The sequence below is a fragment of the Clostridium gasigenes genome (genome assembly GCF_900104115.1).
Taxonomy (GTDB): domain Bacteria; phylum Bacillota; class Clostridia; order Clostridiales; family Clostridiaceae; genus Clostridium; species Clostridium gasigenes.
The window spans coordinates 193,538-219,127 of the sequence record NZ_FNJM01000004.1 but is presented as its reverse complement, the minus strand read 5'-3'; the positions used below and the strand labels follow the sequence as shown (position 1 = coordinate 219,127).

At 28.1% G+C, this 25,590-nt stretch carries 27 protein-coding genes; 3 read left to right on the top strand and 24 right to left on the bottom strand.

Annotated elements, in window-relative coordinates:
• Positions 1–70: 70 nt before the first annotated feature.
• Positions 71–1,285, bottom strand: a complete 1,215-nt coding sequence (locus tag BLS77_RS09770) for an EAL and HDOD domain-containing protein (protein WP_089968872.1) — start codon at positions 1,283–1,285, stop codon at positions 71–73.
• A 235-nt stretch (positions 1,286–1,520) separates the two neighbouring features.
• Positions 1,521–1,853: a hypothetical protein gene (locus tag BLS77_RS09765; protein WP_089968869.1), complete on the bottom strand. Its 333-nt coding sequence runs from the start codon at positions 1,851–1,853 to the stop codon at positions 1,521–1,523.
• A 322-nt stretch (positions 1,854–2,175) separates the two neighbouring features.
• Between BLS77_RS09765 and perR the strand changes: the two genes are divergently transcribed.
• Positions 2,176–2,583 (top strand): transcriptional regulator PerR, encoded by a 408-nt coding sequence (gene perR, locus BLS77_RS09760; protein WP_089968868.1) that lies wholly within the window; start codon positions 2,176–2,178, stop codon positions 2,581–2,583.
• 110 nt (positions 2,584–2,693) lie between these two features.
• Positions 2,694–3,629: a hypothetical protein gene (locus BLS77_RS09755; protein ID WP_089968865.1), complete on the top strand. Its 936-nt coding sequence runs from the start codon at positions 2,694–2,696 to the stop codon at positions 3,627–3,629.
• A 169-nt stretch (positions 3,630–3,798) separates the two neighbouring features.
• Here BLS77_RS09755 and BLS77_RS09750 read toward each other — a convergent pair whose 3' ends face one another.
• The 14 genes from BLS77_RS09750 to BLS77_RS09685 form a co-directional block, all read right to left on the bottom strand.
• Positions 3,799–4,350 carry a hypothetical protein gene (locus BLS77_RS09750; protein ID WP_089968863.1) on the bottom strand — a complete coding sequence of 184 codons (552 nt, stop codon included), beginning with the start codon at positions 4,348–4,350 and terminating at the stop codon, positions 3,799–3,801.
• 113 nt (positions 4,351–4,463) lie between these two features.
• Positions 4,464–4,688 carry a hypothetical protein gene (locus BLS77_RS09745; protein ID WP_089968860.1) on the bottom strand — a complete coding sequence of 75 codons (225 nt, stop codon included), beginning with the start codon at positions 4,686–4,688 and terminating at the stop codon, positions 4,464–4,466.
• Positions 4,689–4,728: 40 nt separating this feature from the next.
• A complete protein-coding gene (locus BLS77_RS09740) occupies positions 4,729–5,187 on the bottom strand; it encodes a hypothetical protein (protein WP_089968857.1) in 459 nt (152 codons plus the stop codon).
• Between the two features lie 210 nt (positions 5,188–5,397).
• Entirely contained in the window at positions 5,398–6,006 is a 609-nt protein-coding gene (gene yihA, locus BLS77_RS09735) for a ribosome biogenesis GTP-binding protein YihA/YsxC (protein WP_089968855.1), read from the bottom strand.
• Positions 5,996–8,329, bottom strand: a complete 2,334-nt coding sequence (gene lon / locus BLS77_RS09730; protein WP_089968853.1) for an endopeptidase La — start codon at positions 8,327–8,329, stop codon at positions 5,996–5,998. The genes yihA and lon overlap by 11 nt, the downstream gene beginning before the upstream one ends.
• A 189-nt stretch (positions 8,330–8,518) precedes the next feature.
• The gene (gene lonB / locus BLS77_RS09725; RefSeq protein ID WP_089968851.1) at positions 8,519–10,195 is read right to left on the bottom strand and encodes an ATP-dependent protease LonB; all 1,677 of its coding nucleotides are present in this window, start codon (positions 10,193–10,195) and stop codon (positions 8,519–8,521) included.
• 212 nt (positions 10,196–10,407) lie between these two features.
• Positions 10,408–11,703, bottom strand: coding sequence for an ATP-dependent Clp protease ATP-binding subunit ClpX (gene clpX, locus BLS77_RS09720; protein WP_089968848.1), 1,296 nt, complete (start codon positions 11,701–11,703; stop codon positions 10,408–10,410).
• Positions 11,704–11,747: 44 nt separating this feature from the next.
• Complete coding sequence (gene clpP / locus BLS77_RS09715) at positions 11,748–12,335, bottom strand: ATP-dependent Clp endopeptidase proteolytic subunit ClpP (protein ID WP_089968846.1); 588 nt, start codon at positions 12,333–12,335, stop codon at positions 11,748–11,750.
• A 171-nt stretch (positions 12,336–12,506) separates the two neighbouring features.
• The gene (tig, locus tag BLS77_RS09710) at positions 12,507–13,790 is read right to left on the bottom strand and encodes a trigger factor (protein ID WP_089968843.1); all 1,284 of its coding nucleotides are present in this window, start codon (positions 13,788–13,790) and stop codon (positions 12,507–12,509) included.
• Positions 13,791–13,946: 156 nt separating this feature from the next.
• Complete coding sequence (locus BLS77_RS09705) at positions 13,947–14,738, bottom strand: hypothetical protein (RefSeq protein ID WP_089968841.1); 792 nt, start codon at positions 14,736–14,738, stop codon at positions 13,947–13,949.
• Positions 14,739–14,825: 87 nt separating this feature from the next.
• Entirely contained in the window at positions 14,826–15,014 is a 189-nt protein-coding gene (locus tag BLS77_RS09700; protein WP_089968838.1) for a hypothetical protein, read from the bottom strand.
• Positions 15,015–15,540: 526 nt separating this feature from the next.
• Positions 15,541–16,914 carry a murein hydrolase activator EnvC family protein gene (locus BLS77_RS09695; RefSeq protein ID WP_089968837.1) on the bottom strand — a complete coding sequence of 458 codons (1,374 nt, stop codon included), beginning with the start codon at positions 16,912–16,914 and terminating at the stop codon, positions 15,541–15,543.
• A gap of 15 nt (positions 16,915–16,929) precedes the next feature.
• Positions 16,930–18,180, bottom strand: coding sequence for a TcaA 3rd/4th domain-containing protein (locus BLS77_RS09690; protein WP_089968835.1), 1,251 nt, complete (start codon positions 18,178–18,180; stop codon positions 16,930–16,932).
• Positions 18,181–18,226: 46 nt separating this feature from the next.
• On the bottom strand, positions 18,227–18,568 hold the full coding sequence (locus BLS77_RS09685) for a hypothetical protein (RefSeq protein ID WP_089968832.1): 342 nt from the start codon (positions 18,566–18,568) through the stop codon (positions 18,227–18,229).
• Between the two features lie 150 nt (positions 18,569–18,718).
• On the opposite strand from BLS77_RS09685, the gene BLS77_RS09680 reads away from it, so the two are divergent.
• Positions 18,719–19,486 carry a histidinol phosphate phosphatase gene (locus tag BLS77_RS09680; protein ID WP_089968829.1) on the top strand — a complete coding sequence of 256 codons (768 nt, stop codon included), beginning with the start codon at positions 18,719–18,721 and terminating at the stop codon, positions 19,484–19,486.
• A gap of 105 nt (positions 19,487–19,591) precedes the next feature.
• Here the strand turns inward: BLS77_RS09680 and hisE are convergent, their stop codons facing one another.
• The 8 genes from hisE to hisD all read right to left on the bottom strand — a co-directional run bounded on the left by hisE (position 19,592) and on the right by hisD (position 25,579).
• A complete protein-coding gene (gene hisE, locus BLS77_RS09675; protein ID WP_089968826.1) occupies positions 19,592–19,918 on the bottom strand; it encodes a phosphoribosyl-ATP diphosphatase in 327 nt (108 codons plus the stop codon).
• 45 nt (positions 19,919–19,963) lie between these two features.
• Entirely contained in the window at positions 19,964–20,302 is a 339-nt protein-coding gene (hisI, locus tag BLS77_RS09670) for a phosphoribosyl-AMP cyclohydrolase (RefSeq protein ID WP_089968823.1), read from the bottom strand.
• Between the two features lie 155 nt (positions 20,303–20,457).
• The gene (gene hisF, locus BLS77_RS09665; protein WP_089968821.1) at positions 20,458–21,219 is read right to left on the bottom strand and encodes an imidazole glycerol phosphate synthase subunit HisF; all 762 of its coding nucleotides are present in this window, start codon (positions 21,217–21,219) and stop codon (positions 20,458–20,460) included.
• 8 nt (positions 21,220–21,227) lie between these two features.
• Positions 21,228–21,947, bottom strand: a complete 720-nt coding sequence (hisA, locus tag BLS77_RS09660; RefSeq protein WP_089968818.1) for a 1-(5-phosphoribosyl)-5-[(5-phosphoribosylamino)methylideneamino]imidazole-4-carboxamide isomerase — start codon at positions 21,945–21,947, stop codon at positions 21,228–21,230.
• Positions 21,944–22,558 carry an imidazole glycerol phosphate synthase subunit HisH gene (gene hisH / locus BLS77_RS09655; protein ID WP_089968816.1) on the bottom strand — a complete coding sequence of 205 codons (615 nt, stop codon included), beginning with the start codon at positions 22,556–22,558 and terminating at the stop codon, positions 21,944–21,946. The genes hisA and hisH overlap by 4 nt, the downstream gene beginning before the upstream one ends.
• 94 nt (positions 22,559–22,652) lie before the next feature.
• Complete coding sequence (hisB, locus tag BLS77_RS09650; RefSeq protein WP_089968813.1) at positions 22,653–23,240, bottom strand: imidazoleglycerol-phosphate dehydratase HisB; 588 nt, start codon at positions 23,238–23,240, stop codon at positions 22,653–22,655.
• A complete protein-coding gene (hisC, locus tag BLS77_RS09645) occupies positions 23,237–24,292 on the bottom strand; it encodes a histidinol-phosphate transaminase (RefSeq protein WP_089968811.1) in 1,056 nt (351 codons plus the stop codon). Before hisC ends, hisB begins: the two co-directional genes overlap by 4 nt.
• Positions 24,293–25,579: a histidinol dehydrogenase gene (hisD, locus tag BLS77_RS09640; protein WP_089968808.1), complete on the bottom strand. Its 1,287-nt coding sequence runs from the start codon at positions 25,577–25,579 to the stop codon at positions 24,293–24,295. It lies immediately after the preceding gene.
• Between the last annotated feature and the right edge of the window lie 11 nt (positions 25,580–25,590).

Here is a 25,590-nt window from a genome sequence, read left to right as displayed (position 1 = left end):
TTATAGTATAATTCCTTTTAAAAACAAAGCTTTTTTTAAATATTACATGAATAAATTATCTATTAATAAATTATCTATTAATATTTAACAACTTTGAACCCCATTCAATTGATGCTAAATAAATTTCCCCTAATTTATCTATATTTACTTTAGTCTTACTTGATATAATTTGAATCTTTTCTTCATCCATGTTTTCATAAGCAATTACTAAATTAAGAATATCACTATAAATATTATCTTCTCCAAGCAAAGCAGCTTTTCCTTCCTTCCCAATTGGAAGTTCCTCTACAACATCAATCAATGACTTATCCATTAACATATGAATATCTGAAAATAATCCTACCATAAATGCTAAGTCTTTATCATTATATCCTTTATTTTCTGATATTAGTTCACACATTCTAGCTCTAATAATTATATTATTTGCATGTTCTTCTCCTATATTTGAATTCATTTCCGAAATTGAAATTATACACAGCCACTTTCTTAATTCATTTGCTCCAATAAGCATTACTGCATTCTTTATTGAAGAAACTTCTTGAATAAAACTAAAATAAGCTGAATTTATAAACTTAATAAACTTATACGTTAACCCTATATCAGACTTAATTAAGTTTTCCATTCTATTAATATCATAATCTTCTTTCATAAGCTCTATTATTACATAAAATATTGTTCTATTTTTTGCTGCAATATCTTCACTTTCCATTACTGTTGGTTTACTAAAATAATATCCCTGAAAATAATCAAAACCTAGAATCTTTGCCTCAATCATTTCATTTTCTGTTTCTATTTTTTCTGCTAGCATTTTAATATTCTTATTTTTTAATTTTTTTATAATATTTATTCTTTCAGCTTTATTTGATAGTTTATAATCTATTTTAACAATATCTATAACTCCTAAAAAACCTTCTACTTGTTTATATGTACTTATATCATCTAAAGCTATGGTATAGCCTTTATGTCTTAAAAACTTTAAATTTGCAATTATTTCTTTTGTTGGTTCTACAGTTTCTAGCACTTCAATTATTACTTTATCCGGTGGTAACAACGTTGCCATATTACTATTGATAACTTCTTCCGGAAAATTAATAAAAGCTAGTTTATTCTTTGTTAAAATATTTAATCCAAAAGATGATATATTTTGCATAACTTTATATGTTGCTTCTTCTTGTTTTTGATTTTTATCAAATGTATTTTTCAAAGAATTTCTATATAGAATTTCATATGCAACTATTTTTGTATTTTTATTATAAATAGCTTGTCTTGCTAAAAAAATTTTCATAGAACCTCCTTAATATTTTATTAGATAATTATACAATAATAATAATATTTTTGGAAGTTCTTAATTTTTTTGTATTTTTCTTTTTCATATAAAAAATCTACTTTACCTGTTTTAATGTATTTTTTGAAGCGACTTAAATGCCTAAATGAAAAAGAGATAGAACATTAGCTCTATCTTTAATTCATTATTATAATTAATCATTTAGGGCTATTCAAAATAAAATAGCTTAATTCGCTTATAATTTTTTAGCAGAACTATTCTTAAATACTGATATATTTATTATTTCGTTTTGGAAAGCCTTAAGTAAAGCTTTTTCTAAAACCTTTTGTTGATCGAAATTTTCAATATCTCTACATTCTGCAAAAACCTTATTTAATTCTCCACTTACATTTCTATAAGTTAAAGTTACATGTGGTTTATCATATTCAACATTTATTATTTTTAATCCCCAAGCTATTTGGGCATATTCTCCATTAGTTGTTAAATGAGTTAACTCTTTTAATTTTTCTTCATCTTGACCAGGTTCATTAACTATTATTAATTCGTCGCCTACTTTATACTTTGACATTATAATTCCTCCTAAAAAGTTTAATATATTTCCATATTTTTTATTTTTTATATTACTTTATTATATTTATATGATATTATAAATTACATAAGATATAGGTAATTTATATTTCCTTGTTTTTCTTTGTTAATTAATTAACAACTGCCTTTATATTAACATACGGTTTATAAGTTTGCAACATTATTTTGAATATTTAGTTTAATAGCAATACATCCAATATTAATATTAATTATTACTTCATTTAATTTACTAATTAATACTAATTGACATTGTCTTTATAATTGAATATAATTAATCTAATAATATAATAGGGTGGTGTCAAATGGATAATATAATTTCTATCTTTAAAGAAAGAAAATTAAAACTTACGCCTCAAAGGTTAGCAGTTTATAAATATCTAATGAGTACAAAAGAACATCCTTCTGCCGAAATTATTTATAAAGCACTTCAACCAAATTACCCAACAATGAGTTTAGCAACTGTATATAAAGCTGTTAAAACTTTAGTTGAAGTTAAATTAGTTCAAGAAATAAATGTCGGTGAAGGAAATTTCAGATATGATGGGAATCCTAAACAACATGCTCATATCCAATGTTTATCTTGTAGTAAAGTTGATGATTTAGAAGATGTCTCTTTCAGTAATCTAAATCAAACTGCTGAAGATAAATCAGGTTATAAAATCTTATCTAACAAAGTATTTTTTTATGGAATATGTAAGGAATGCCAGTAATCTACTTAACTAAGTAGATTACTGGTCTTTTTTTATTTGAATGCACCTTAATATCTATTTACTTTGAATTTATATATATTATTTGACATATACTTTATTGAGGTGATTGCATGTCTAAATTTATTGTTATAAAGAAGAAAAGTATTTTTTCATCTTTAATAGTATTTCTAATAGTACTTTTTTTATTATTTTCTTTTTATTATATATATATATATAATAAAAATTCGCAAAATACAGTTGCAAACATTAATACTAATACCGAAACTTCTTTAGACTTAAATGGAGATGGAGAAAAAGAAACCTTAGAAGTTATTCTAGAAAAAAATACATATGTAGTAAAAGTAAAAACAGCTTCTAAGGACTATATTTTACAACCTAGTGATAATTCTAAAATACTCGGAGAATTTTCTCCTAATTGGCCATTAAGATTTAATACATTAGATCTTTCACGTGATGGGATACCTGAAATTATTATTACAACTTTTAAAGATAATAAGCCTATTAACTATATATTCACTTGGAATAAAACTGACTTTTTCAATATATACACTTCCTCTAATAATATCTTAGGTATATTAGATTCAAATAATTCTAGAACACCTAAAATATTATCAATTTCCTCTAGTGAAGGTAATAGTTCTACTAATTCTTATATTTTTAATGGTAAATCCCTTAAAGATACTACTTTCTCTAAAACTAATGTTCCAAATTTAAATTTGGTTCAATCTTTTATTGATCTTATAGAATATCCTTATGAGTTATCTGATGCTCCTGATATATTTTCTTCAACCATTGATACTAATGAATTAGGTCTTTTATGGAATTTATATAAAGATACTTATACTTATTCTTTTCAAAATGGCTATTTCTACGATAGTATCTGGGATGACAGCGGTAATATAACAACTATTAATTGGTGCTTATCATTTGAAGAAGTAAATAAATTAGATTCTTCAACTGAAAAAAAAGAACTATTCCTATATTTAACTATAGAAGTAGATTCCTCTACCCAATTAAAAATATCAGCCATAAAAAAAGGTTTATAATATTAACAACCCAATAAAAATTAAATTAAACTAAAAGGCCGCTTTCGCGGCCTAAAAGGGGGATGGGGGGGTTTAGCCTTAATAAAGATTTCTCTTTATTTGCTATAGGAGAATATTTTCTCCGGTACATTAATAGTATTGACTGCATCATTTGTTTTTATACATTTTTTTATTTCTCTTCAAATAAGCCCTTATGATAAAGTTCTATTACTTTATCTATAAATTTCACCTTATCATAACTCACTATCTTTCTAAGAGATAATAGCATTTCTAGATTCTCATCAACTTCTATATCAGTAATGTTCTCTTTATTTCTACTCTTCTTATTATATCGACCATTATCGCGTTCATTATTATTATATTTAATATTTGTACTTTCTTGATTTTCTATATTATTTTGCGTTGATTGTGAGTTCCCCATATTAGCAATCATATCTTGAATTGAGGATAGTTCTTGATTATTTTGTCCTCCATTCATACCAGACATCATATTTTTAACAGATCCAATATTTATGTTATTTAAATCAAAACCATCTTTATTCATAGCTGATAATATATTTCCTATTTGACTCATATCTATATTTCCCAGCATCCCATTAAGTTGTGATGGATTAATCCCAAAAGGATTATTATCTAATTTACTACTTAATTTCCCTGATTTATTTTGACACTTTGAACACTGACATTCTTCTGATTTATTTCTTTCTCTTTTTTTTGACATTTAGGATCCTCCCAACAAATTCCTTACTAATTCATTATATGTATATTTATTAAATATGTTTATAATTTAGGACATTTTTTTGGAGGGCTATAAACCCTCCATCTTTTATGCTATTAATATGATCCAAGTAAACTAGACATTGAATCGCCACCGCATAATAAGAATAGTAAAATTATTAAAAATGAACTGTTAGAACATAATAATCCTGATGAACAAGCTATTAACAGGAATATTATTGGAGTAATTCCACTGCCTAACCCTGATAAAATACCTCCATCACTATTATTTCCACAACAAGGTACACATTCATAACCATCTTTACAGCATTTTTTTGACATATCTATCGCTCCTTTCTTAATAGAACTCTTTTATTTTTTATTAACAACAACCAAGTAAATTTCCAAATCCACCTAATCCACCGAATCCACTGTTTCCACAATCTCTTCCACTACCATTACCATTACAAATGAATAATATAACTAATAAGAATAAATAGAATGAACATCCACCTTTTGATTCATTGTGTTCACAGCAACAATCATTGTTTTCCTTTTCACAGCAACAATATTGTTTTTCCTTTTCACAGCAGCAGTTATTTTTTTTCTTTACACAGCAATAACAGTTATTGTTAGATTTGCTTTTTGATCCTGAACGACTATAAAGTAATATTAATAGTATCCATATCCAGCATCCACCACCAAATCCACCACCAAATCCACCACCAAATCCTGTGTTACATCCTGTGTTACAATTTGGTGTACAATTTGGTGTACAATTTGAACTTTCATCTCCACAACCACATGAATTTAAGCCGTTTAGAATTTCATTCATTTCCATAGTTTGTTCCTCCTCAAGGTCTTTATTTTTTTGTTTTATAGTATATACTATGATTAGTACTTAACTTTGACACTGTTTTTCTCTTAAAAGTTTTATGTTTTTCTATAAAAAAATAAGAACTCCTAAAGTTTGCGCTTTAGGGGTTCTTAGGCATCTTCGAAAAAATAACAAGCTAATATTCTAGTCTATTTTTACGTATGACTTACTGTATTATTCTATCTCATTTTCTTCTTCTACTAATCCTTCAAATAAATAATTAATTAATTCATCTTTTCCCTTTTTGTTTAAAGAAGAAAAGAAATAGAACTTATCATCTTTTGTTAGACCCATTGTATCTTTAATTATCTTTTCAGATTTTCTTAACTCATTATTAGATAATTTATCACTTTTAGTAGCTACAACTATAGCTTCAATATCAAAGTGCTTTACCCAATCATGCATAATTAAATCATCTTTAGTTGGCTTATGTCTTGAATCAACTAATAAAATAACTCTCTTAAGTTCTTCTCTATCAGTTAAGTACATTTCTATAGTTTTTCCCCAACTTGCTTGTTCTGTCTTAGAAACTTTAGCATATCCATATCCAGGTAAATCTACTAAATGGAATTCACCTTCATTTATCATAAAGAAGTTTATAAGTCTTGTTTTACCTGGTGTTTGACTTACTTTTGCTAAATGTCTTCTATTTGCTAAGGCATTTATTATTGAACTCTTCCCAACATTAGATCGTCCAACAAAGGCCACCTCTGGAAGTCCATCTACAGGATATTGTTCTCTTTTAACTGCTGATATTTCAAATTCTGATTGTTTAATTCTCAATGGTATCCACTCCAATTAATGCATTATTTAATACCTCTTTAACATCTTCTACTAAAATAATCTTTAACTTATTTTTTATAGAATTCGGTATTTTAATTATATCTTTTTCATTTTGTTTAGGTACTATTATTGTATCTACACCACTTCTTTGCGCTGCTATACTCTTCTCTTTTAATCCACCTATAGCAAGTACCTTTCCTGTTAGTGTTACTTCCCCAGTCATAGCTATATTTCTTCTTATCTTTTTGTTAGATAAAGCTGAAACTATTGCTGTAACCATAGCTACTCCCGCTGAAGGTCCATCTTTTTTAATAGATCCTTCTGGAGCATGTATATAAATATCTGTATTTTTATAGAAATCCGCTTCTAATCCATACTTGTTTGAATTTGAACGAACATATCCTACTGCAATTTTAGCAGATTCTTGCATTACTTCACCTAACTGACCTGTTATTTCTAACTTACCTGTTCCCTTCATTACGGCAACTTCTATTGGCAGAGTTGTTCCTCCGTATGCCGTCCATGCCATACCATTAACAACACCTACTCTATCTTCCTTATCTATCTTATCATAAGTATAAGGTTTAGGTCCTAATAACTTTTCAAGTTTACCTTTTGAAATAATTAACGACTCCTTGTTTGTCTTTAACATTTCAGTAAGTGATTTTCTAATTAACTTCCCTATAACCCTTTCTAGCCCTCGTACTCCAGATTCTATTGTATAACAATTTATTACTTCATTTATTATACTATCTGAAATTTTAATATTTTCTGAGGTTAAATTATGATTTTTAAGAACCTTAGGAATTATATGTTTTTTAGCTATATGGAACTTTTCTTCATAGGTATACCCGGATACTTCTATTATTTCCATTCTGTCATATAAGGGTCCTGGTATTGTGTCTGTTGAATTAGCTGTAGTTATAAATAAAACTTCCGACAAGTTAAAATCTAACTCTAAGTAGTTATCTCTAAATTCTTTGTTTTGTTCTGAATCTAAAACCTCTAAAAGTGCATCTGCCGGATTTCCTCTTTGATCTGAATTAAGCTTGTCTATTTCATCTAATAGTATTAATGGATTATTAGATTTTGCCTCTTTCATAGCATATATTATTCGTCCTGGTATTGCACCAACATAAGTTTTTCTATGTCCCCTAATCTCTGCTTCATCTCTTAATCCACCTAATGAAATTCTAACAAAATTTCTACCTAATGCATTAGCTACAGATTTTGCTATAGAACTCTTTCCTACTCCTGGTGGTCCAACTAAACATAAAATAGGTCCTTTTAAGCTATTAGTGTGCTTTTTAACTGCAAGATACTCAATTATTCTTTCTTTAACTTCTTCAAGACCATAATGCTCTTCATCTAAGTATTTTGAAGCCTTTGTAATTTCAAAGGTATCTTTAGTTTTTGTTCCCCATGGAAGATCTAATATCCAATCTAAGTAACTTCTAATAACATTTCCCTCTGATCCCTGACCTTCTGATGCTTTTAATCTAGAAATCTCATACAAAGCTTTTTCTTTTACATTCTTTGGAAGTTTAGCTTTCTTTATTCTTTCCTCGTATTTTATTATTTCCTTTTTTTCATCATTATCTTCACCAAGTTCTTCTTGAATAATTTTAATTTGTTCTCTTAAATAATATTCTTTTTGAACCTTATCCATAGAGTTTTTAAGCTTCTTATCTATTCTTTTTTCAACTTTTACAATTTCAATTTCATTATTGATTATTATAATAAGCTTTTCTATTCGTTTTATAAGATTTAATTCTTCTAAAACCCCTTGTTTTTTCTCGTCTTCTACTAACATATATGCTGAAATTACATCTACTATTTCATCATAATCCTTTATTTCTTCAAATATTTTTAATATATTTGATTTTTCATTTTCTGACATTTTAATATATTTTGCAAAGCATTTTTTTAACGTTCTAATATATGCCTCTACACCTTCATATTCTTTGTTCTCTAATTCCTCTAAGTTTTCTATATTAGCTTCTATATATTTTTCATTACCTGTAATCTCTATTAGTTTAGCTCTTTCTATACCTTCAACTAAAACTCTTATTACGTCATTTGGTAACTTTAATAGCTGCTTAATTTTACATACAGTACCTATAGTATATAAATCTTTTAATTTAGGCACTTCATCTTTTATTTTTTTTTGTGTTACAAGAAATACCTCTACATCTTTCTCCATGGCTGATTCTAATGCTGTGATTGACTTTTCCCTAGCAACATCAAAATGTATAATCATACTTGGAAAAATAGTAATTCCTCTTAAAGGAATTAAAGGCAGAGTTATTAAATTATCATTCATTTATTTTCCTCCATCCTTTAAAATAAATTATTTAACTTTTCTAGTATACACATAATTTATTAATTTTTCAATATTTCCAGCTATAAAAATCCACAAAGCTTATTTTTATAATATATTAAAGGAATAAAAAGTTAAAATACTAACTCATAATATTAATATTATCCAGAGTTAGTATTTTTTTCAAATTATTTAATCCAATTTTACTGAGTCAATAGGTGATGCTACTAAAACATCTATATTAATTTCATTTTTTATTTCATTTTCTAATATAGCTATATCTATAACATTTTTTAGTGTATTTACTGGAATTATATTTATATCTTCTATTTTATTAAAATTTTCATTCCAATTATCCTTGGGTATTATTACTGTAGTTGCTCCAGCTTTTTTAGCCGCAAGTATTTTAGCGGACGCCCCACCAATAGGCTTTACTCCTCCAAGCAAACTAATTTCACCAGTCATGGCAACTTTATTATCTATAGGTTTCCCTTTCACTGCACTATAAATAGCTGTTGCTATTGTTATTCCTGCGGAAGGCCCATCCACAGGAACTCCACCAGGTATATTGACATGTATATCATATCCTTCGCAATCTAGATCAAATATATTATTTAAAACTGTTAATACATTTTGAATAGATGAATATGCGGTACTCTTTCTCTTTATTTTTCTATTGTTATTACTTATTTCTTCTTCTTCAACTATACCTGTTACTTTTAGTTCACCTTTTCTATGAGATATTTTTCTTGCCGTTGCTTCAATTTCCATTACCATTCCAATATTTGCTCCATATACTGCTAGCCCATTGACAATACCTATCTCAGGCTTATCTTTTATCTTTTTATTAGGTATTTCTATGTATTGACCATTTTCTATAACCCAGTCTATATCTTCCTCTGTTATATTTTTTCTATTTTCATTAATTGCAAAACCAGAACAAAGTTGTACTAGATTAACTACATCTCTTCCATTTGTACAATACCTACTAACAATATCAATACCTTTATCGGTTATTTCTAATCCTACTTTTGTGGCAGAATTTCTAGCTATTTTTTGTATTTCTTCTGGATGAAGTCCTCTAAAAAATATTTCTACACATCTTGATCTAATTGCTGGCACTATTTCATCTGGGCTTCTTGTAGTCGCTCCTATTAATCTAAAATCTGCTGGTAGCCCATTATCAAATATTTCTTTAATATAATCTGGTATATTAGGATTTTCAGAACTATAATACGAACTATCTAAAAACACTTTCCGATCTTCTAATACTTTCAAAAGTTTATTAAGTTCTGTTGAGTGTAATTCACCAATTTCATCAATAAATAAAATACCCCCATGTGCCTTAGTTACGGCACCTGCCTTTGGTTGTGGTATTCCTGCAACCCCTAGTGACCCGGCCCCTTGATATATAGGATCATGAACAGATCCTATAAGTGGATCTGCAATACCTCTTTCATCGAATCTTATAGTCGTTGCATCTATTTCTATTATATTAGCACCTTTTTTAAATGGTGACCGCTCCATTTTCTTCGCTTCTTCCAATACTAGCCTTGCTGCCGCTGTCTTTCCAATACCTGGCGGACCATATATTATAACATGCTGAGGATTTGGACCACATAAAGCCGCCTTTAATGCTTTTATCCCCTGTTCTTGACCAATAATTTCTTCAAATGTTCTTGGTCTACTCTTTTCTGTTAATGGTTCAGTTAAACAAACACTTCTCATTTTTGCTAATTTACTCATTTCTTTTTCGTTTTCTTTGTGAATAACCACTTTATTAGTGTGGTTATTCTTACTACTATTTATCATAAAGAATATAAATAGCACCATCATTAATATTTGTAACATGATTAGAATTTCTGTCATACGCTTCGCATTTACAATTTATAAATGCTCCCTCCCTTCCTAATTTCATATCTTTATTATTAACTTAAAGGTTCTTTTATATTCTATAAATTAAGGTTATTATTCCAAATTTTTATACTAATTTTATTTTACGCTTTAAATAAGTAATGTAGCAAAAAAATAAAAAGATAGTATTTCAAAAATTAATTTGAAATACTATCTCTTTTTTATAATTAAGCAGTTTCTATACTCTTTCTTTTCTTAGTTTTTTTAGATTTAATTTGAGGTCTAACAACCCCTTCTTCTAATCTAACAACCTCTGGTGCAGTTTTATTTTTAATACTATCTTCTGTTATAATTACTTTAGATATTCTTTCATCTGAAGGTACATCAAACATGGTTTCTATCATTGTTTCTTCCACTATTGACCTTAACCCTCTAGCCCCAGTTTTTCTTAAAATAGCTTCTTCTGCAATAGCTTTTAATGCAGCTTCTGTAAACTCAAGTTCAACATTATCTATTTCAAACAATTTATTATATTGTTTAACTAATGCATTCTTTGGCTTACTTAAAATATTAATTAAAGCTGAAGTATCTAAAGATTCTAATGTAACAACAATAGGTAGTCTTCCAACAAATTCAGGAATAAGACCAAATCTTAATAAGTCTCCAGGCATTATATCCTTTAACAACTTACCAACATCTCTTGTTTCCTTTGATTGTATTTGAGCTCCAAAACCTATTGAACTAACTCTTGTTCTCTTTTCAATAATTTTATCAACTCCATCAAAAGCTCCACCACAAATAAATAATATATTAGCAGTATTTATTTGTATAAATTCTTGATGAGGATGCTTTCTTCCACCTTGTGGAGGAACTGAAGCAACTGTACCTTCTAATATTTTTAATAGCGCTTGCTGAACTCCCTCTCCAGATACATCTCTAGTAATAGACGGATTTTCAGATTTTCTAGCTATTTTATCTATTTCATCTATATATATTATTCCTTTTTGTGCTCTTTCTACATCGTAGTCAGCATTTTGAATTAACTTTAATAGAATATTTTCAACATCTTCTCCTACATATCCAGCTTCAGTAAGAGTAGTAGCATCTGCAATAGCAAATGGTACATTTAAGTACTTAGCTAAGGTTTGAGCTAAAAGTGTCTTACCTGATCCAGTAGGGCCTAGTAAAAGTATATTACTTTTTTGTAATTCTACATCATCATCTGATGAATTAGCATTAATTCTTTTATAATGATTATAGACAGCAACTGCCATAGCCTTCTTAGCTTTTTCTTGACCAATTACATAATCATCTAAATTAGCTTTTATTTCTGCTGGTTTAGGCAACGCTGTAGTATCTAACTCAATGTGTTCTTCAAATTCATCTGTTATAATTTCAGAGCATAAATCTATACACTCATCGCATATATAAACTCCAGGTCCAGCGATTAATCTTTTGACCTGTTCTTGATTTTTCCCACAAAAAGAGCATTTCAATTGTTTTTTTTCTTCATTTTTAGCCATAAAATCCCCTCGCTTAGATTATTATAAAATTATTTCTTATAACCTTATTTTTCATTTTTACTAATTACTTTATCTACCAATCCATAATTCTTAGCTTCTTCTGCTGACATAAAGTAATCTCTTTCAACATCAGATTTAATTTTTTCTATAGTTTGGTTAGTATTTTCACTTAAAATATTATTTAACAAATCCTTAGTTCTTAATATTCTCTTAGCATGAATATCAATATCTGTTGCTTGACCTTGATAGCCACCTAAAGGTTGATGAATCATAACTTCACTATTTGGTAATGCAAATCTTTTACCCTTAGCACCTGATGAAAGCAAGAAAGCTCCCATTGAAGCTGCCATACCGACACATATAGTTGATACGTCTGGTTTTATATATTGCATAGTATCATAAATAGCCATACCAGCTGTAATTGATCCACCTGGACTATTTATATATATATATATATCTTTATCTGGATCTTCACTTTCTAAAAATAATAGCTGAGATACGATTAAGTTTGATGTTACATCATTTACTTCCCCACTCATCATTATTATTCTATCTTTTAATAATCTTGAGAAAATATCGTATGATCTTTCTCCTCTACTAGTTTGTTCTACAACCATTGGAACTAAATTCATTCTTTTTGCCTCCTTTTCTAAAATTTACCCTATTATATAATATATCCATTTATATAAAGATCCTATACTAAATTATATAAAATTTATATAATTTTGTTAATAGTTTATTCTAAATAATTGCCAGAATTAATTCTGGCAATCATTTATTCTTTATTATTCATTGTTTGTTGTTTATTGTTTGTTGTTTTCTAATAAGAAGTCTATTGATTTTCCAGTCTTAATATCTACTTCTAAAGCAACTCTTTGATTCTTAATTAATAAATCAACCATGCTTGCATCATCTGCTGCATACATTTTAGCTACTTCTTCAGCTTTTACTTTTATTTCTTCTTCTGAAACTTCAATTTTTTCAGCTACTTCTACTGCTTCTAATACTAAGTCAGTTCTAACTTTTCTTTCAGCATTTTCTTTCATATATTCTCTCATCTTAACTGCATCTGTTCCAGTAAATTGGAAATATTGCTCTAATGTTAAGCCTTGTTGTGAAAGTCTTGTTTCTAAGTTTTTAACCATTATATCTATTTCTTTTTCTATCATAATAGTTGGAACTTCGATTGTAGCATTTTCAACTACTGCGTTAATTACCGCATCTTCATATTCATTTTTTACTTTAGCTGCATTTTCTTCTGTCATAGTTTTAACTATATCTTCTTTCATTTGAGCTAATGTATCAAATTCTGAAACTTCCTTAGCAAATTCATCATCTAATTCTGGTAATTCTTTTGACTTAACTTCTTTTATAGTAACTTCGAATTTAGCATCTTTACCGTTTAATTCATCTTTTCCGTAGCTTTCAGGGAAAGTTACATTAACTTCAACATTATCTCCTGATTTAGCTCCCACTAATTGAGTTTCGAAAGTATCTATAAAAGAACCTGATCCGATTTCTAATGAATAATCTGATCCTTCTCCACCATCAAAAGCAACTCCATCAACGAATCCTTTAAAGTCAATAATAGCTATGTTTCCATTTTCTATTATTCCATCTTCTTTAACTTCAACTCTTGAGCTCTTTTCTTGTGTTTCTTTTAATTTAGCATTTACGTCTTCTTCAGTAACTTCATAACTTGGTTTTTCGATTTTTAAGCCTTTATATTCTCCAAGTTTAACTTCTGGATATACTGTTATTTGAGCAGTATAAACAAAATCCTTACCTTCTTCAGCAGTAATTACTTCTATTTGTGGGTAATCAACTGGGTTGATTTTATTTTCATTTAATAATTGTGGATATGAAGCATCTATTGCAAAATTAACTGCATCTTCAAGTAAAACTTCTATTCCGTATTGTTGTTTAACTATTGCCATTGGCACTTTACCTTTTCTGAATCCAGGTATATTAAAGTTTTTAGCATTTTTATTATAAGACTTGTTTAAAGCAGCTTGAAATTCCTTTGCTGCAACCTTTACCTCAAATTTAACAACGTTAGTTTCTATTCTTTCCATTTTAGCTTCCATTATATTCTTCCTCCTGAAATAGTATATACTATAATTTTTATTGATATAACTAGCTTATTATAACATATACTTATAATTATATTCAAACTTTTGTTTTCTTAAACCTTTATTGATGGTAATTATATTAAAACTTTTATTTTTTCAAGCTTCCTTAATCTAATTAACTAAATTATTATCATTATTTATATATTTGATATTACCATCTATTGTAACTTCAATACCTTTTTCTTTAATATTTCCGATAATTATATCTTTACCTTTACTTTGCCACAAAGTAATTTCATTTTTACCATCAATATCTATTAGCCATAAATATTGATTAAGACCACTACCAAAATAAGGCATATTAGTTTTATACACTATTTTTTTGTCATTTATGAACTTTGCACTTTTATGCCACAAATAATCTTTATAGGTGCTTTGCACTATATCCTTTTTGAAAATTTCTCCTTTTGGTGAAACATAACTATCTTTAGTAATATTTTTTTCTTCGCCTTTTGTATTAATAACTTTAATATTTTGTTTATCATCTGTTACTACTACAAGTTGTTTCGAAGGACTAATATTATATTCAATACCTTCTGGAATTTCTTTAGCCTCCTTAAATTTAATTACCCCTTCTAATTCTTCATATTCTACTTTCAAAATTTTTCCTTCACTAATCTTTAATTCCATAATTTTAGCTTTTGGCACTATTGGTTCTATCGGCGCTTCAGATGTTGATTCTATATTCGGGACTTCATCTACTATCTTGTTTTCAGAAGTGTCCTCATCAACCCATTTTTGTATTTTTGCTTTAACATCTGTAAAATTAAAAGTTTTAGTTGTAAACTTTACTCCCAAAACAACTACTATTAAGAAAGCTATAATTGAAATAGTAGTTATTATTCTTTTACGCTTTCTAATTTGTCTTTCGTAATCTCTACTAAATATACTAGGTTTTCTCAAACTATTACCCTCCTAGATTAATTAATAAAATATATTATATACTATATTTTTAAAAATAAAAAACATATTTTTCTTTAGTATTTATTTTTAACGTGTCTTACAACAACCTTTTCCACTAGTTGAACAACATCCGCCAGTTTTACCACAGCAACTCTTTTTAGATTGCTCCATCCCAAGTTCTTTTAGTTCATCTATAGTTAACTTAGCTTCATTTTCCGTATAATCCTCATAATCTGGAGATACTTTTAATATATCCTCTTTTTTTATTTCTATCATCTATATCACCTCACTTTTATATTAACATATTATATTTCTTATTTGTTAATTTACAATAGTATTTTCAACAAATTTCACAATAAAATCAATAAAGTTATAATTATTACTTTTATTAATTTAATTCTATAAAACTATTGGATTTTTCTGATTTTTATTATATAATATTGTTATAAATAACTTTAATATAATTCTATTTTTCATTATACTTTTAATATGCCCATACCCTTCTACTAATATTGCATTAGTAGATTTATAATAAAACCCCACACTATATCCATTTATTCCCTTTCTCGAATGGATATAAACCCTTTAACCTGTACAATAATTATTGTACAGGTTTTGTTTTTGTCGGTTTTTGTTGTGTATTAATTTTTCAATATTATAAATTTTTCACTTCTAAAAAAACATATGTAGCTTTATTTACATAAAAATAACTAAGGCAGCTAAGAAATACACTAATCAATATTCTAGTATTTTTTCAGCTGCCTAAATATAATAAAAAATTTATTTTTTATTTTAACTTTTATTAAACGTAACCCATAGGATCTACAGGTTGTGCATTAATTCTAATTTCAAAATGCAAGTGAGGCCCTGTGCTCATGCCAGTAGAACCTACTAATGCAATAGTTTCTCCTCTAGTAACATTTTGATTTACAGAAACATCTAATCTATTTGCATGTCCATATAAGGTTGTTACTCCACCGCCATGATCAATTATAACACTGTTTCCATAACCATTTATCCAGCCTGCATATGTTACAACTCCACTTTTGGATGCTTTTATCGGTGTATTAGATGCATTTCCAAAATCTACTCCATTATGGAATCCTGGTTGAAGAGTTACTGGATTAGTTCTTCCACCAAAAGGATCTGTAATAGGTCCATCTGTAGGTCTTAAGAACCCTTCACCAGTATTCTCATTATTGTTTGTTCCACTATTGTTGTTGCTCTCATTATTGGTGCTATTATTGTTACTCTCATTACTAGTTCCATTACTATTTTCATTAGTACTCCCACTATTGTTCCCGTTGTTGCTATTACTAATACTATTAAATATATTATCTAACTCTGCCTTAAGATCATCATTATATGATACTAAATCTCCTATTTTTTCTTGTAGCGCAATTTCTTCTGATGTTAAAGTTGCAATTAAATTTTGTTTTTCAGATTCTAGCGCTAACAATTTATTCATTTGAATTTGCTTAGCATCCTTTATAACTACAAATTCTTTTTGAGCTTCAAAAATTTCATTTTGTTTATAAGATATATCCTCTTTATCTTTCTTTTCTTTAGCTACTCTCTTATCAAGATTATCTTTTTCTACAGCTAATTCTTTTTGGAATTTTTTAATACTGTCCATTAACTCTTTATCTATATTAATAACTCTTGATATAGCTTGTATATTGCTTAATAGTTGTCCTAGCCCATCGCTTTTAATTATCATATATATGTATTGTAATGTTATATTCATTTTATAGTAACTTCTAATTCTTTTATCTAATATATCTCGAGTTTTTACTAACTCTTCTTCTTTTTGGTCAATTAATTTTTCCTTTTGTAAAATTTCAGCTTCTGCATCATCTATTGATTTTTGAATTACATTTATATCTTCTTGTAATTTATCAATCTTAACTTGAAAAACTTCAACATCTTTTTCTGCTACTGAAAGTTCCGCACCTTTATTCTCTATTTCCTCAAGTAATTTATCTAATTCACTACCTTGGGTTACCTTGTCTTCTTCTATTTTATTTTTATCTTTATCTATTTCATTCATAGCCTCTTTATTAACTTCCATTTCATTTTTAATCGCATCTGACGATTCTGCAAAGACAGATACGTAGCTTGTACTAAAAAATATAAGACATAATACTATTATAATTTTATTTTTTATTTTATTCATTTTTCTCCTCTTAATCTATTCTAAACCAAATTTTTGAATTTCTTTAATTACCCATTCATTCCCAACTAACTCCATATTAGTAAGGAACATGCTCTCTTCTCTATTTTTAGATAATAAAAACATTTTTTTATCTATAGAATAATTAATTTTTATAACTATTTGAGCTTTATATAAATTATCTTCATATTTAAATTCACTATTTTCTATCTTTGTTTCTAATTCACTTATTTCATAGTTATTTTTAAATATTAAACTTTTTTTATTAATTTCATCATATATTTTTCTTTGGATTTCTTCATTAGTTAAAACTATTAGCCTATAGTCTCTTTTATTTAAAGCATTAAAAACACTTTCATAAAATTTATTAATGCTTAATTCTATCTGCGTAGTTAGTTCCTCATTTACCATATTAATATCTATATTTATATTAGGCGAATCATTTACTTTTATTTTTTCGCTTTTAATAATGCCCCATGGGAATTCCCTTTGTATACCTATATCAATACTTTCATTAGTTGGAATTGGTCCATAATCACCAATTTCACTAACTTTTTTATTTATATCCTTATCATTTATAAGAACCTTTGCATCATTAAAATTAGATGTAATATTTAAATCAACTGCCTCTAAATTTATAGATACTTCTTCATTTTGAATTAATGAAACTTCAATTTCTTTTTCAACATCGCCATAATTGGTCTTAAGTATTGCTTTTATTTTATACAATCCAGGAACTATTCCACTACTACGATTATCTTCATTTAATTCATTGCTATCTACAAATATTTTTGCATTTGAGAAATTACAGTTAACCTTTATATCTACAGTATTTACTTCTAAATAGTAATCCTTCCAAATTCCTTTTTTATTACTTTTAATTGTAAATACTTCACCTACTCCACTAGTTTTAAGTTCACTTAATACTTTATTAATCTTTGTAGTATCTGAATTATAATATTTAATTAAGGGATCTAATTCACTTCTACTTACCTTTTTATCCGCTACTAATATGTCTCCATAAATTTTGCTACTGTTTCCTTGTTTCATAGATATTTCTAAATCATTTAATAGTTTATCTTCGCTAGTTATAAAAACCTTACCTGATACCATTAGTAAAATTATAATTATTATAGATATACTAGTTATTAGATATTTTCTTACTTTAATAAAAGAAACTATACTTTCTTTATTAATTTTCCCAAGCTCTAATTTAAAATTATTAATATAATCCTTAACCTTAGATAAAATCTCATTATTTTTTTTCATTCCAACCTCACTTAAGCCTATTTAAATAAATAACGGTCCACTTATATTACTCTAAAATATCTATAATCCATTTATTGCATTCTATACACTTATAAATTCTTATAACAAATAGATCTAGAGGTTTTACTGAAGTTTGCACTCCTAAAGCTTCTATTTCCTCTCTTGTTACAAATTCATCATCTTCATTAAGAAATCCTTGTATTTCAACTATATAATTTTCACTTGTTTTTTCACAACAATCATTAACACTTGTACACTCTATTTTTTCATAAGTTAACTCACTACTTAAATCTTGTATAATTGGTATTATATCTCCAAATTCGTCTATATTATCTAAAAATTCCTCTCTCTTAAATACTAAATCTTTAATTTTAAATAATTCCATCATAATTTTTACCTCTTTTTATCTTAATTTTATATATATTAACACAGTTTTCCAAGTTATTTAACTGTTTTTTAATGTAAATTTTATATAAAGACATATCGCTTTATGATATAATTTACAAATAATTAAATTTTATTCAATTGGAGGTAATTTATGATTTTTGATAGCCACATGCATTCTAAATTTTCCACCGATAGTATTATGCTTATAGAAGATGCTATTAATACTTCTAATAAAAATAATATGGGTATCATTTTAACAGAACATACAGATTTAAATTATCCAGTATTAGATGAGTTTAGATGTGATATCCCTAGTTATTTATCAACCTATGAAAAATATAAATCCCATTCTTTATTACTTGGTATAGAAATAGGATTAGCCAAAGATATCTATGATGGTAATAATGAAATTACCACTAACTTTAATTTTGATTATGTTATAGGATCTATTCATTCAGTAAATAATATGGATATTTATAATAACTATATAAATACTAATTATCCTAAAAAGAAATTTTTTCAAAACTACTTAGATGATATGTTAGAATGCTCAAAGCTTTATAATAACTTTGATGCACTTGGTCATATAGATTATCTTTGTAGGTATGCACCTTTTGATAATAATGAAATCTTAGTAGCTGATTATAAAGATACTCTTTCTGAAATTATGAAGACATTAATTTCTAAGGATAAGGTCTTAGAGTTAAACACTGCACGTTTAACTTCTAAAGAAGCTCAAGAATCACTTTTTGATATATATACTCTTTATAAAGACTTAGGCGGTGTCCATATAACACTAGGTTCTGATGCACATAAATCATCGGATATTTTTAGAAACTTTACCCTAGCTCAGGAAATGATTTCTAAAATAGGTCTTAAAGGAATTTATTTTAAAGAAAGGTCTCCTCAGTATTTTTAACAAATTAAAAAAAGCTAAATTTAGCATTATTGCTAAATTCAGCTTTTATTTAGACATTTTTTTAAAATAACTAGTAAATATGTTAGTGTATTTTCTTCAGATCCCTTACACTTTCTCTATTTCTTTTCTTTCACCTTTAAAATTATTTATTTTTTCTTTTCTCTTTATTAACTGAGCCTCTACTTCATCAACAGATATGCCAAGCTCTGCCATCATAACTAACAAGTGATAACTCAAGTCACATATCTCATTTATTTGCTCTTCCTTATCAGTTCCCTTTGCGCTTATAATAACCTCCGTTGATTCTTCCCCAATTTTCTTTAATATTTTATCTATTCCCTTTGCAAACAAATAAGAGGTGTATGAACCTTCCTCTTTTGAGTTCTTTCTTCCTAATATAACATCATATAAATCCTTCATTATGTTTTCCATATAATTTTCCCCCTTTTATAATGCGCCCTAAACTTTTATTTTATTTCATATGTTTAACTCTCTATAAAAACAACTTCTTGCCCCAGTGTGACAAGCTACTCCTTTAGAATCTACTAAAATTAATAATGTATCTTCATCACAATCTATTCTTATTTCCTTAACTATTTGAATATTTCCTGAAGTTGCTCCCTTATTCCATAACTCATTTCTACTTCTACTATAAAACCAGGTAGTTCCCGTTTCAAAAGTTTTAATTAAACTTTCCTTAGACATATACGCAAGCATTAAAACTTCCTTACTTATATAATGTTGAACTATTGCTGGAACTAACCCTTTCCCCTTATTAAAGTCTATTATATTAACATTCTCTAAAATATTCCCCAAAATAATTCTCCTTCTACTAACTATATTTTTAATTTTCCTTATATGCAGTTGCACTAATTACATATAAGGAATATTTACTTACCTTAGACCTCTTCAAAGAAATAACTAGTCAATACGCTAATCTATTTTGATCCTTACTTATTGAATTAACCGTATTAAAATCTCATTGGAATATTTTTTGTATTTAAGAATCTCTTAACTTCATCTACTGTTAATTCTCCATAGTGAAATAAAGATGCTGCAAGCGCTGCATCAGCTTTTCCATCTTTAAACACATCATAGAAATGTTCTAAGTTCCCACATCCACCTGATGCTATTACTGGCACATTTGTAGCATTGCTTACTGTTTTAGTTAACTCTAAATCAAATCCTTTTTTAGTCCCATCCGCATCCATTGAAGTTAATAGAATTTCTCCTGCCCCAAGGTTTGTTGCCTCTTCTATCCACTTTAACGCATCTATGCCAGTATCTATTCTTCCACCATTTATCACCACATTCCATCCTGTGTTATCATTACGTTTTTTAGCATCTACTGCTAAAACTATACATTGACTTCCAAAATAGTAAGATCCCTCTTTTATTATATTTTTATCCCTAACCGCTGCTGAATTTAAACTTACTTTATCCGCTCCAGCTCTTAATATTGCTTTAATATCTTCTAGGTTTGCTATTCCCCCTCCAACTGTAAATGGAATGAAGACTCTTTCTGCAGTTCTTTCAACCACTTGTATCATTGTCCCTCTACCCTCGTGAGTAGCTGTAATATCTAAGAAAACTAATTCATCTGCACCTTGCTTATTATAAAACTCCGCCAGTAGAACTGGATCTCCAATATCTACTAAACCTTTAAAATTTATTCCCTTAACAACTCTCCCATCCTTAACATCTAAACAAGGTATTATTCTTTTTGTATGCATACCGTCACCTACTCTTCCTTACATAAGTTTATAGACTCTTCTAAAGATAGTGTCTTTGCATAAATAGCTTTTCCAGTTATTGCTCCATACACACTTATATCCCTTAACTCTTTTATATCTGATATGTTAGCAATTCCACCCGAAACAGTAATATCTATGTTTACTTCCTTCTTTAACTTTTTAATCATATCTACATTTGGTCCCTCTAATGTTCCATCTTTGCTTATATCAGTTACAATTATATTTTTAACACCTAATCTTTCAAGGTCCTTTGCAAAATCTATATAATAAATTTCACTACCTTCTAGCCATCCTCTTCCATAGGCATATCCATTTTTGCAATCTATTCCTACTGCTATTTTTTCTCCGAAATTTTCAACAGCCTTTTTAACTAGTTCTCTATCTTCCATCGCTATTGTTCCCAGTATCACCCTTGAAATTCCATTGTTAATTAGATACTCTATTGTTTCAAAGGTTCTTATTCCTCCACCAACCTCAACAGGAATATCTAAAGCATTAGCTACTTTTATAATAAGTTCCCCATTAACTGATTTTCCTTTTTTGGCTCCATCTAAATCAACTAAATGAATAAATTCTGCCCCTTGTTTTTGAAAAGATAATGCAGGTTCTAAAACATCTTCTGCAACAATTTCTTTTCTGTTATAGTCCCCTTGATATAACCTAACAGGTTTTCCATCTATAATATCTATTGCAGGTATAATTATCATTTAATCATCTCCCCAAAGTTCTTTAAAATTTCAAGCCCTATATCTCCACTTTTTTCTGGATGAAATTGTGCCCCTATAATATTGCCTCTTCTTACGATGCCTGGTATAATTAATTCACCATAACTTGAAGATGCTACTAAATCTTCATTTTTATATCCTTTAACATAAAAACTGTGCACATAGTAGACAAAACTATCCCCAGTTAATCCACTAGTTATTACATCTTGTTTATTAAAATCTAGACTATTCCATCCCATATGAGGAATTTTCACTTCTTCCTTAGGTTCCATTTTGACAATATCTCCATGTAAAAGTCCAAGCCCCTCTGTCTCTTCTGGTTCATAACCTTTATTAAAAAGCATTTGCATACCTAAGCATATACCTAGTAAAAACTTTCCTTTTGCACATTCTTCTTTTATAACTTTATCTAAAGAGTTTTCACATAAGTTATCCATAGCCTCTTTAAAAGCTCCTACGCCTGGAAGAATCAATGCTTTTGCAGCTCTTATTTCATTAGGAGATGATGATATTTTGCACTCTAAACCCAAAACCTTTAAGGCATTATATACACTTTTTAAATTTCCCATTCCATAATCTATAATAACAATCATAAATACCCTCCTAAACTCTAAAATACTAGCCCATAAAAATCTATAGTTTACACCACATAAAAATCAACGTTTTTATGTAACTAACTACATATTTCTATATCATTCCTTTACTAGAAGGTAATAAGTCTGCTCTATCTCCTATTGATATCGCTTCTTTTAAAGCTCTTCCTAAAGCCTTAAATAATCCTTCTATTTTATGATGATCATTTTCACCATAAAGAACTCTTCCATGAAGTGTAATCCCCGCATTAAAAGCAAATGCTCTAAAAAACTCTTTAACCATTTCTGTTGAAAAATTTCCTATTGATTCTCTTTTAAATTCTCCTTCAAAATGCAAAAATCCTCTTCCACTTATATCTAAAGAAACAGTTACTAACGCTTCATCCATAGGAATATAAAATGTTCCATATCTTTTTATACCAATTTTATTTCCTAAAGCTTCATTAACACATTTTCCAAGAGCAATTCCTACATCTTCAACTAGGTGATGATCACAAACTTCAATATCACCCCTAACATCTAAATCAATATCTATTCCACTATGGAAAGATAACAGTGTTAGCATATGATCAAAAAAACCAACACCTGTATCTATGCTGCTATTTCCTTCTCCATCTAAATTAATTTTTAATTTAATACTTGTCTCATTTGTTATTCTTTCGATTTTACTAATTCTATTCATAACATTTTCCCTCCATTATAAACAAAGGCTTTTCTAATAGTCTCTACTACTTTATTATTTTCGAATTCTGAACCAACTGTTATTCTAAATGAATCATCACTAAAATTTCTTATAACTATTCCTTTGTTATTTAAAGCTTTAATTAATACATCCTTATAATTAGTTCTTCCAAAAATATAGTTAGCAGATGATTTATAAAACTTTATTTCTAAAGAACTTTCTTTTTGTAATTCTTTAAGATTTGAAAATAGCTTTTCTCTTTCCTCTATTATTACATTTGAATCTAATATTACTCTCTCCGTATTTCCTAGCATATTTTCAGCTACAACTTGAGAAAGCGAATTCACATTATAAGGAACTTTGTAATCTCTTAATTTTTTTATAAGCTCCTCATTTCCAATTAAAAACCCAATTCTAATAGCCGCAAGACCCCATGCCTTTGATAGTGTTCTTGTAACTAACAAATTCTTATATTCATTTATATATTCAACTATACTTTCTTTATTAAATTCATAATAAGCTTCATCAATAACTACTTTTGTATCTTTGAAAGCTTTTAATAGCTCTATAATAGCTTCATTAGGCAAAGCGAAACCAGTTGGATTATTTGGATTCGAAAACATTATTAAATCAACATTACTTTCAATTCCAAACATAATGAAATCTTGTATATCAAAACTACCATCTTCATTTACCTTATATTTAATTATTTCTCCATCATTTAAGGTCGCATAAAAATCATACATAGAGAAATCTGGATCTAGGGTTAAAATTCTTTTACCTTTTCCAATAGTTGAGCCTATAACTAGTGATAACATTTCATCTGAGCCATTTCCCATTATTATATTTTCTGCCTTTACTTTTGCATATTTTGCATAACAGGCTCTTACCTTTAATCCTTCAGTATCTGGATACCTATTTAATTCAACATTCTTCATTAATGTTATTATTTTAAATAGATTTTTTTCATCAAGTGCTATATAGCTTTCATTTCCATTTAATCTTATTCCTTTTTCATCTACTCCATTATCATACAAGTTAACTTCTTTCATTTAATTCAACCTCACTTTCACAGAATTTGCATGTGCTGTTAACCCTTCTTTTTGGGCTAACAAAATTATCTTTTCACCATGTTTTTTAAGGGCTTCTTCTGAATAATAAAGATATGAAGATTTTTTTATAAAGCTATCTACTGATAATGGCGAAAAAAACCTTGCTGTTCCGTTAGTTGGAAGCACGTGATTTGTTCCCCCAAAATAATCCCCAACTGGTTCGGGTGAATAATGTCCTAAAAATACTGAACCAGCATTTTTAACTTCTCCTAATAACTCCATAGGATTCTCTGTCATTATTTCTAAATGTTCTGGTGCTAATATATTTGATATTTCAATACATTCCTTTAAGTTATCGCATACTATTGCTATTCCAAAATTCTTAAGAGATTCTTTTATTATTTCCTTTCTTTCTAGCTCTTCAACTTGCTTTTCAAGTTCCTTCTCTACATTTTTATATAACTCCATTGATGTTGTTACTAAAATAGAAGAAGCTAACTTATCATGTTCTGCCTGTGACATTAAATCAGCTGCAATATATTTAGGATTGGCATTTTTATCACCAATAACTAATATTTCACTTGGCCCTGCAATCATATCTATATCAACTTTTCCAAAGACTAATCTTTTAGCAATTGCTACAAACATATTTCCAGGTCCAACTATTTTATCTACTTTAGGAATAGTTTCTGTTCCATAAGCTAATGCTCCAACTGCTTGTGCTCCTCCAACTTTATATATCTTATCTATTCCTGAAATTTTAGCAGCTACTGCAATATATGGGTTTATTCCGCCATCTTTACTTGGTGGAGTAACCATTATTATTTCTTTTACTCCAGCAACTTTAGCTGGAATAACATTCATTAAAACTGAAGAGGGATAGGCCGCAGTTCCTCCTGGAACATATATCCCTACCTTTTCTAAAGGAATGACTCTTTGGCCCATATAAACTCCATCTTCCTTATTTAAAATATATCCTCTATTTTTTTGATTTTCATGATACTCTTTTATATTTAAGGCTGCCTCTTGTAAGGCATTAATAAATTCTTTTTCTACTAATTTAAAAGCATTATCTAATTCTTCACTTTTAACCTCTAATTCTTTTAAATCTACCCCATCAAATTCTTTAGTAAATGATAATAAAGCCTTATCCCCAAGCTTTTTAACTTTACTAAGTATATTTGAAACTTTTGCTACAACTTCTAAATCGTCGTCTTTTTCTCTTTCCTTTAATTCTTTTATTAATGCTGTTTTGTTTTTTTCTGTTAACTCCATTAATCTAAGCATTTAGCCCCACC

What these genes read in the sequence shown, in the direction of transcription:
- BLS77_RS09770 (WP_089968872.1), bottom strand. Translation starts at nt 1,285, where the DNA reads ATGAAAATTTTTTTAGCAAGACAAGCTATTTATAATAAAAATACAAAA.
- BLS77_RS09765 (WP_089968869.1), bottom strand. Translation starts at nt 1,853, where the DNA reads ATGTCAAAGTATAAAGTAGGCGACGAATTAATAATAGTTAATGAACCT.
- perR (WP_089968868.1), top strand. Translation starts at nt 2,176, where the DNA reads ATGGATAATATAATTTCTATCTTTAAAGAAAGAAAATTAAAACTTACG.
- BLS77_RS09755 (WP_089968865.1), top strand. Translation starts at nt 2,694, where the DNA reads ATGTCTAAATTTATTGTTATAAAGAAGAAAAGTATTTTTTCATCTTTA.
- BLS77_RS09750 (WP_089968863.1), bottom strand. Translation starts at nt 4,350, where the DNA reads ATGTCAAAAAAAAGAGAAAGAAATAAATCAGAAGAATGTCAGTGTTCA.
- BLS77_RS09745 (WP_089968860.1), bottom strand. Translation starts at nt 4,688, where the DNA reads ATGTCAAAAAAATGCTGTAAAGATGGTTATGAATGTGTACCTTGTTGT.
- BLS77_RS09740 (WP_089968857.1), bottom strand. Translation starts at nt 5,187, where the DNA reads ATGGAAATGAATGAAATTCTAAACGGCTTAAATTCATGTGGTTGTGGA.
- lon (WP_089968853.1), bottom strand. Translation starts at nt 8,329, where the DNA reads ATGAATGATAATTTAATAACTCTGCCTTTAATTCCTTTAAGAGGAATT.
- lonB (WP_089968851.1), bottom strand. Translation starts at nt 10,195, where the DNA reads ATGACAGAAATTCTAATCATGTTACAAATATTAATGATGGTGCTATTT.
- clpX (WP_089968848.1), bottom strand. Translation starts at nt 11,703, where the DNA reads ATGGCTAAAAATGAAGAAAAAAAACAATTGAAATGCTCTTTTTGTGGG.
- clpP (WP_089968846.1), bottom strand. Translation starts at nt 12,335, where the DNA reads ATGAATTTAGTTCCAATGGTTGTAGAACAAACTAGTAGAGGAGAAAGA.
- tig (WP_089968843.1), bottom strand. Translation starts at nt 13,790, where the DNA reads ATGGAAGCTAAAATGGAAAGAATAGAAACTAACGTTGTTAAATTTGAG.
- BLS77_RS09700 (WP_089968838.1), bottom strand. Translation starts at nt 15,014, where the DNA reads ATGATAGAAATAAAAAAAGAGGATATATTAAAAGTATCTCCAGATTAT.
- BLS77_RS09695 (WP_089968837.1), bottom strand. Translation starts at nt 16,914, where the DNA reads ATGAATAAAATAAAAAATAAAATTATAATAGTATTATGTCTTATATTT.
- BLS77_RS09690 (WP_089968835.1), bottom strand. Translation starts at nt 18,180, where the DNA reads ATGAAAAAAAATAATGAGATTTTATCTAAGGTTAAGGATTATATTAAT.
- BLS77_RS09685 (WP_089968832.1), bottom strand. Translation starts at nt 18,568, where the DNA reads ATGATGGAATTATTTAAAATTAAAGATTTAGTATTTAAGAGAGAGGAA.
- BLS77_RS09680 (WP_089968829.1), top strand. Translation starts at nt 18,719, where the DNA reads ATGATTTTTGATAGCCACATGCATTCTAAATTTTCCACCGATAGTATT.
- hisE (WP_089968826.1), bottom strand. Translation starts at nt 19,918, where the DNA reads ATGGAAAACATAATGAAGGATTTATATGATGTTATATTAGGAAGAAAG.
- hisF (WP_089968821.1), bottom strand. Translation starts at nt 21,219, where the DNA reads ATGCATACAAAAAGAATAATACCTTGTTTAGATGTTAAGGATGGGAGA.
- hisA (WP_089968818.1), bottom strand. Translation starts at nt 21,947, where the DNA reads ATGATAATTATACCTGCAATAGATATTATAGATGGAAAACCTGTTAGG.
- hisH (WP_089968816.1), bottom strand. Translation starts at nt 22,558, where the DNA reads ATGATTGTTATTATAGATTATGGAATGGGAAATTTAAAAAGTGTATAT.
- hisB (WP_089968813.1), bottom strand. Translation starts at nt 23,240, where the DNA reads ATGAATAGAATTAGTAAAATCGAAAGAATAACAAATGAGACAAGTATT.
- hisC (WP_089968811.1), bottom strand. Translation starts at nt 24,292, where the DNA reads ATGAAAGAAGTTAACTTGTATGATAATGGAGTAGATGAAAAAGGAATA.
- hisD (WP_089968808.1), bottom strand. Translation starts at nt 25,579, where the DNA reads ATGCTTAGATTAATGGAGTTAACAGAAAAAAACAAAACAGCATTAATA.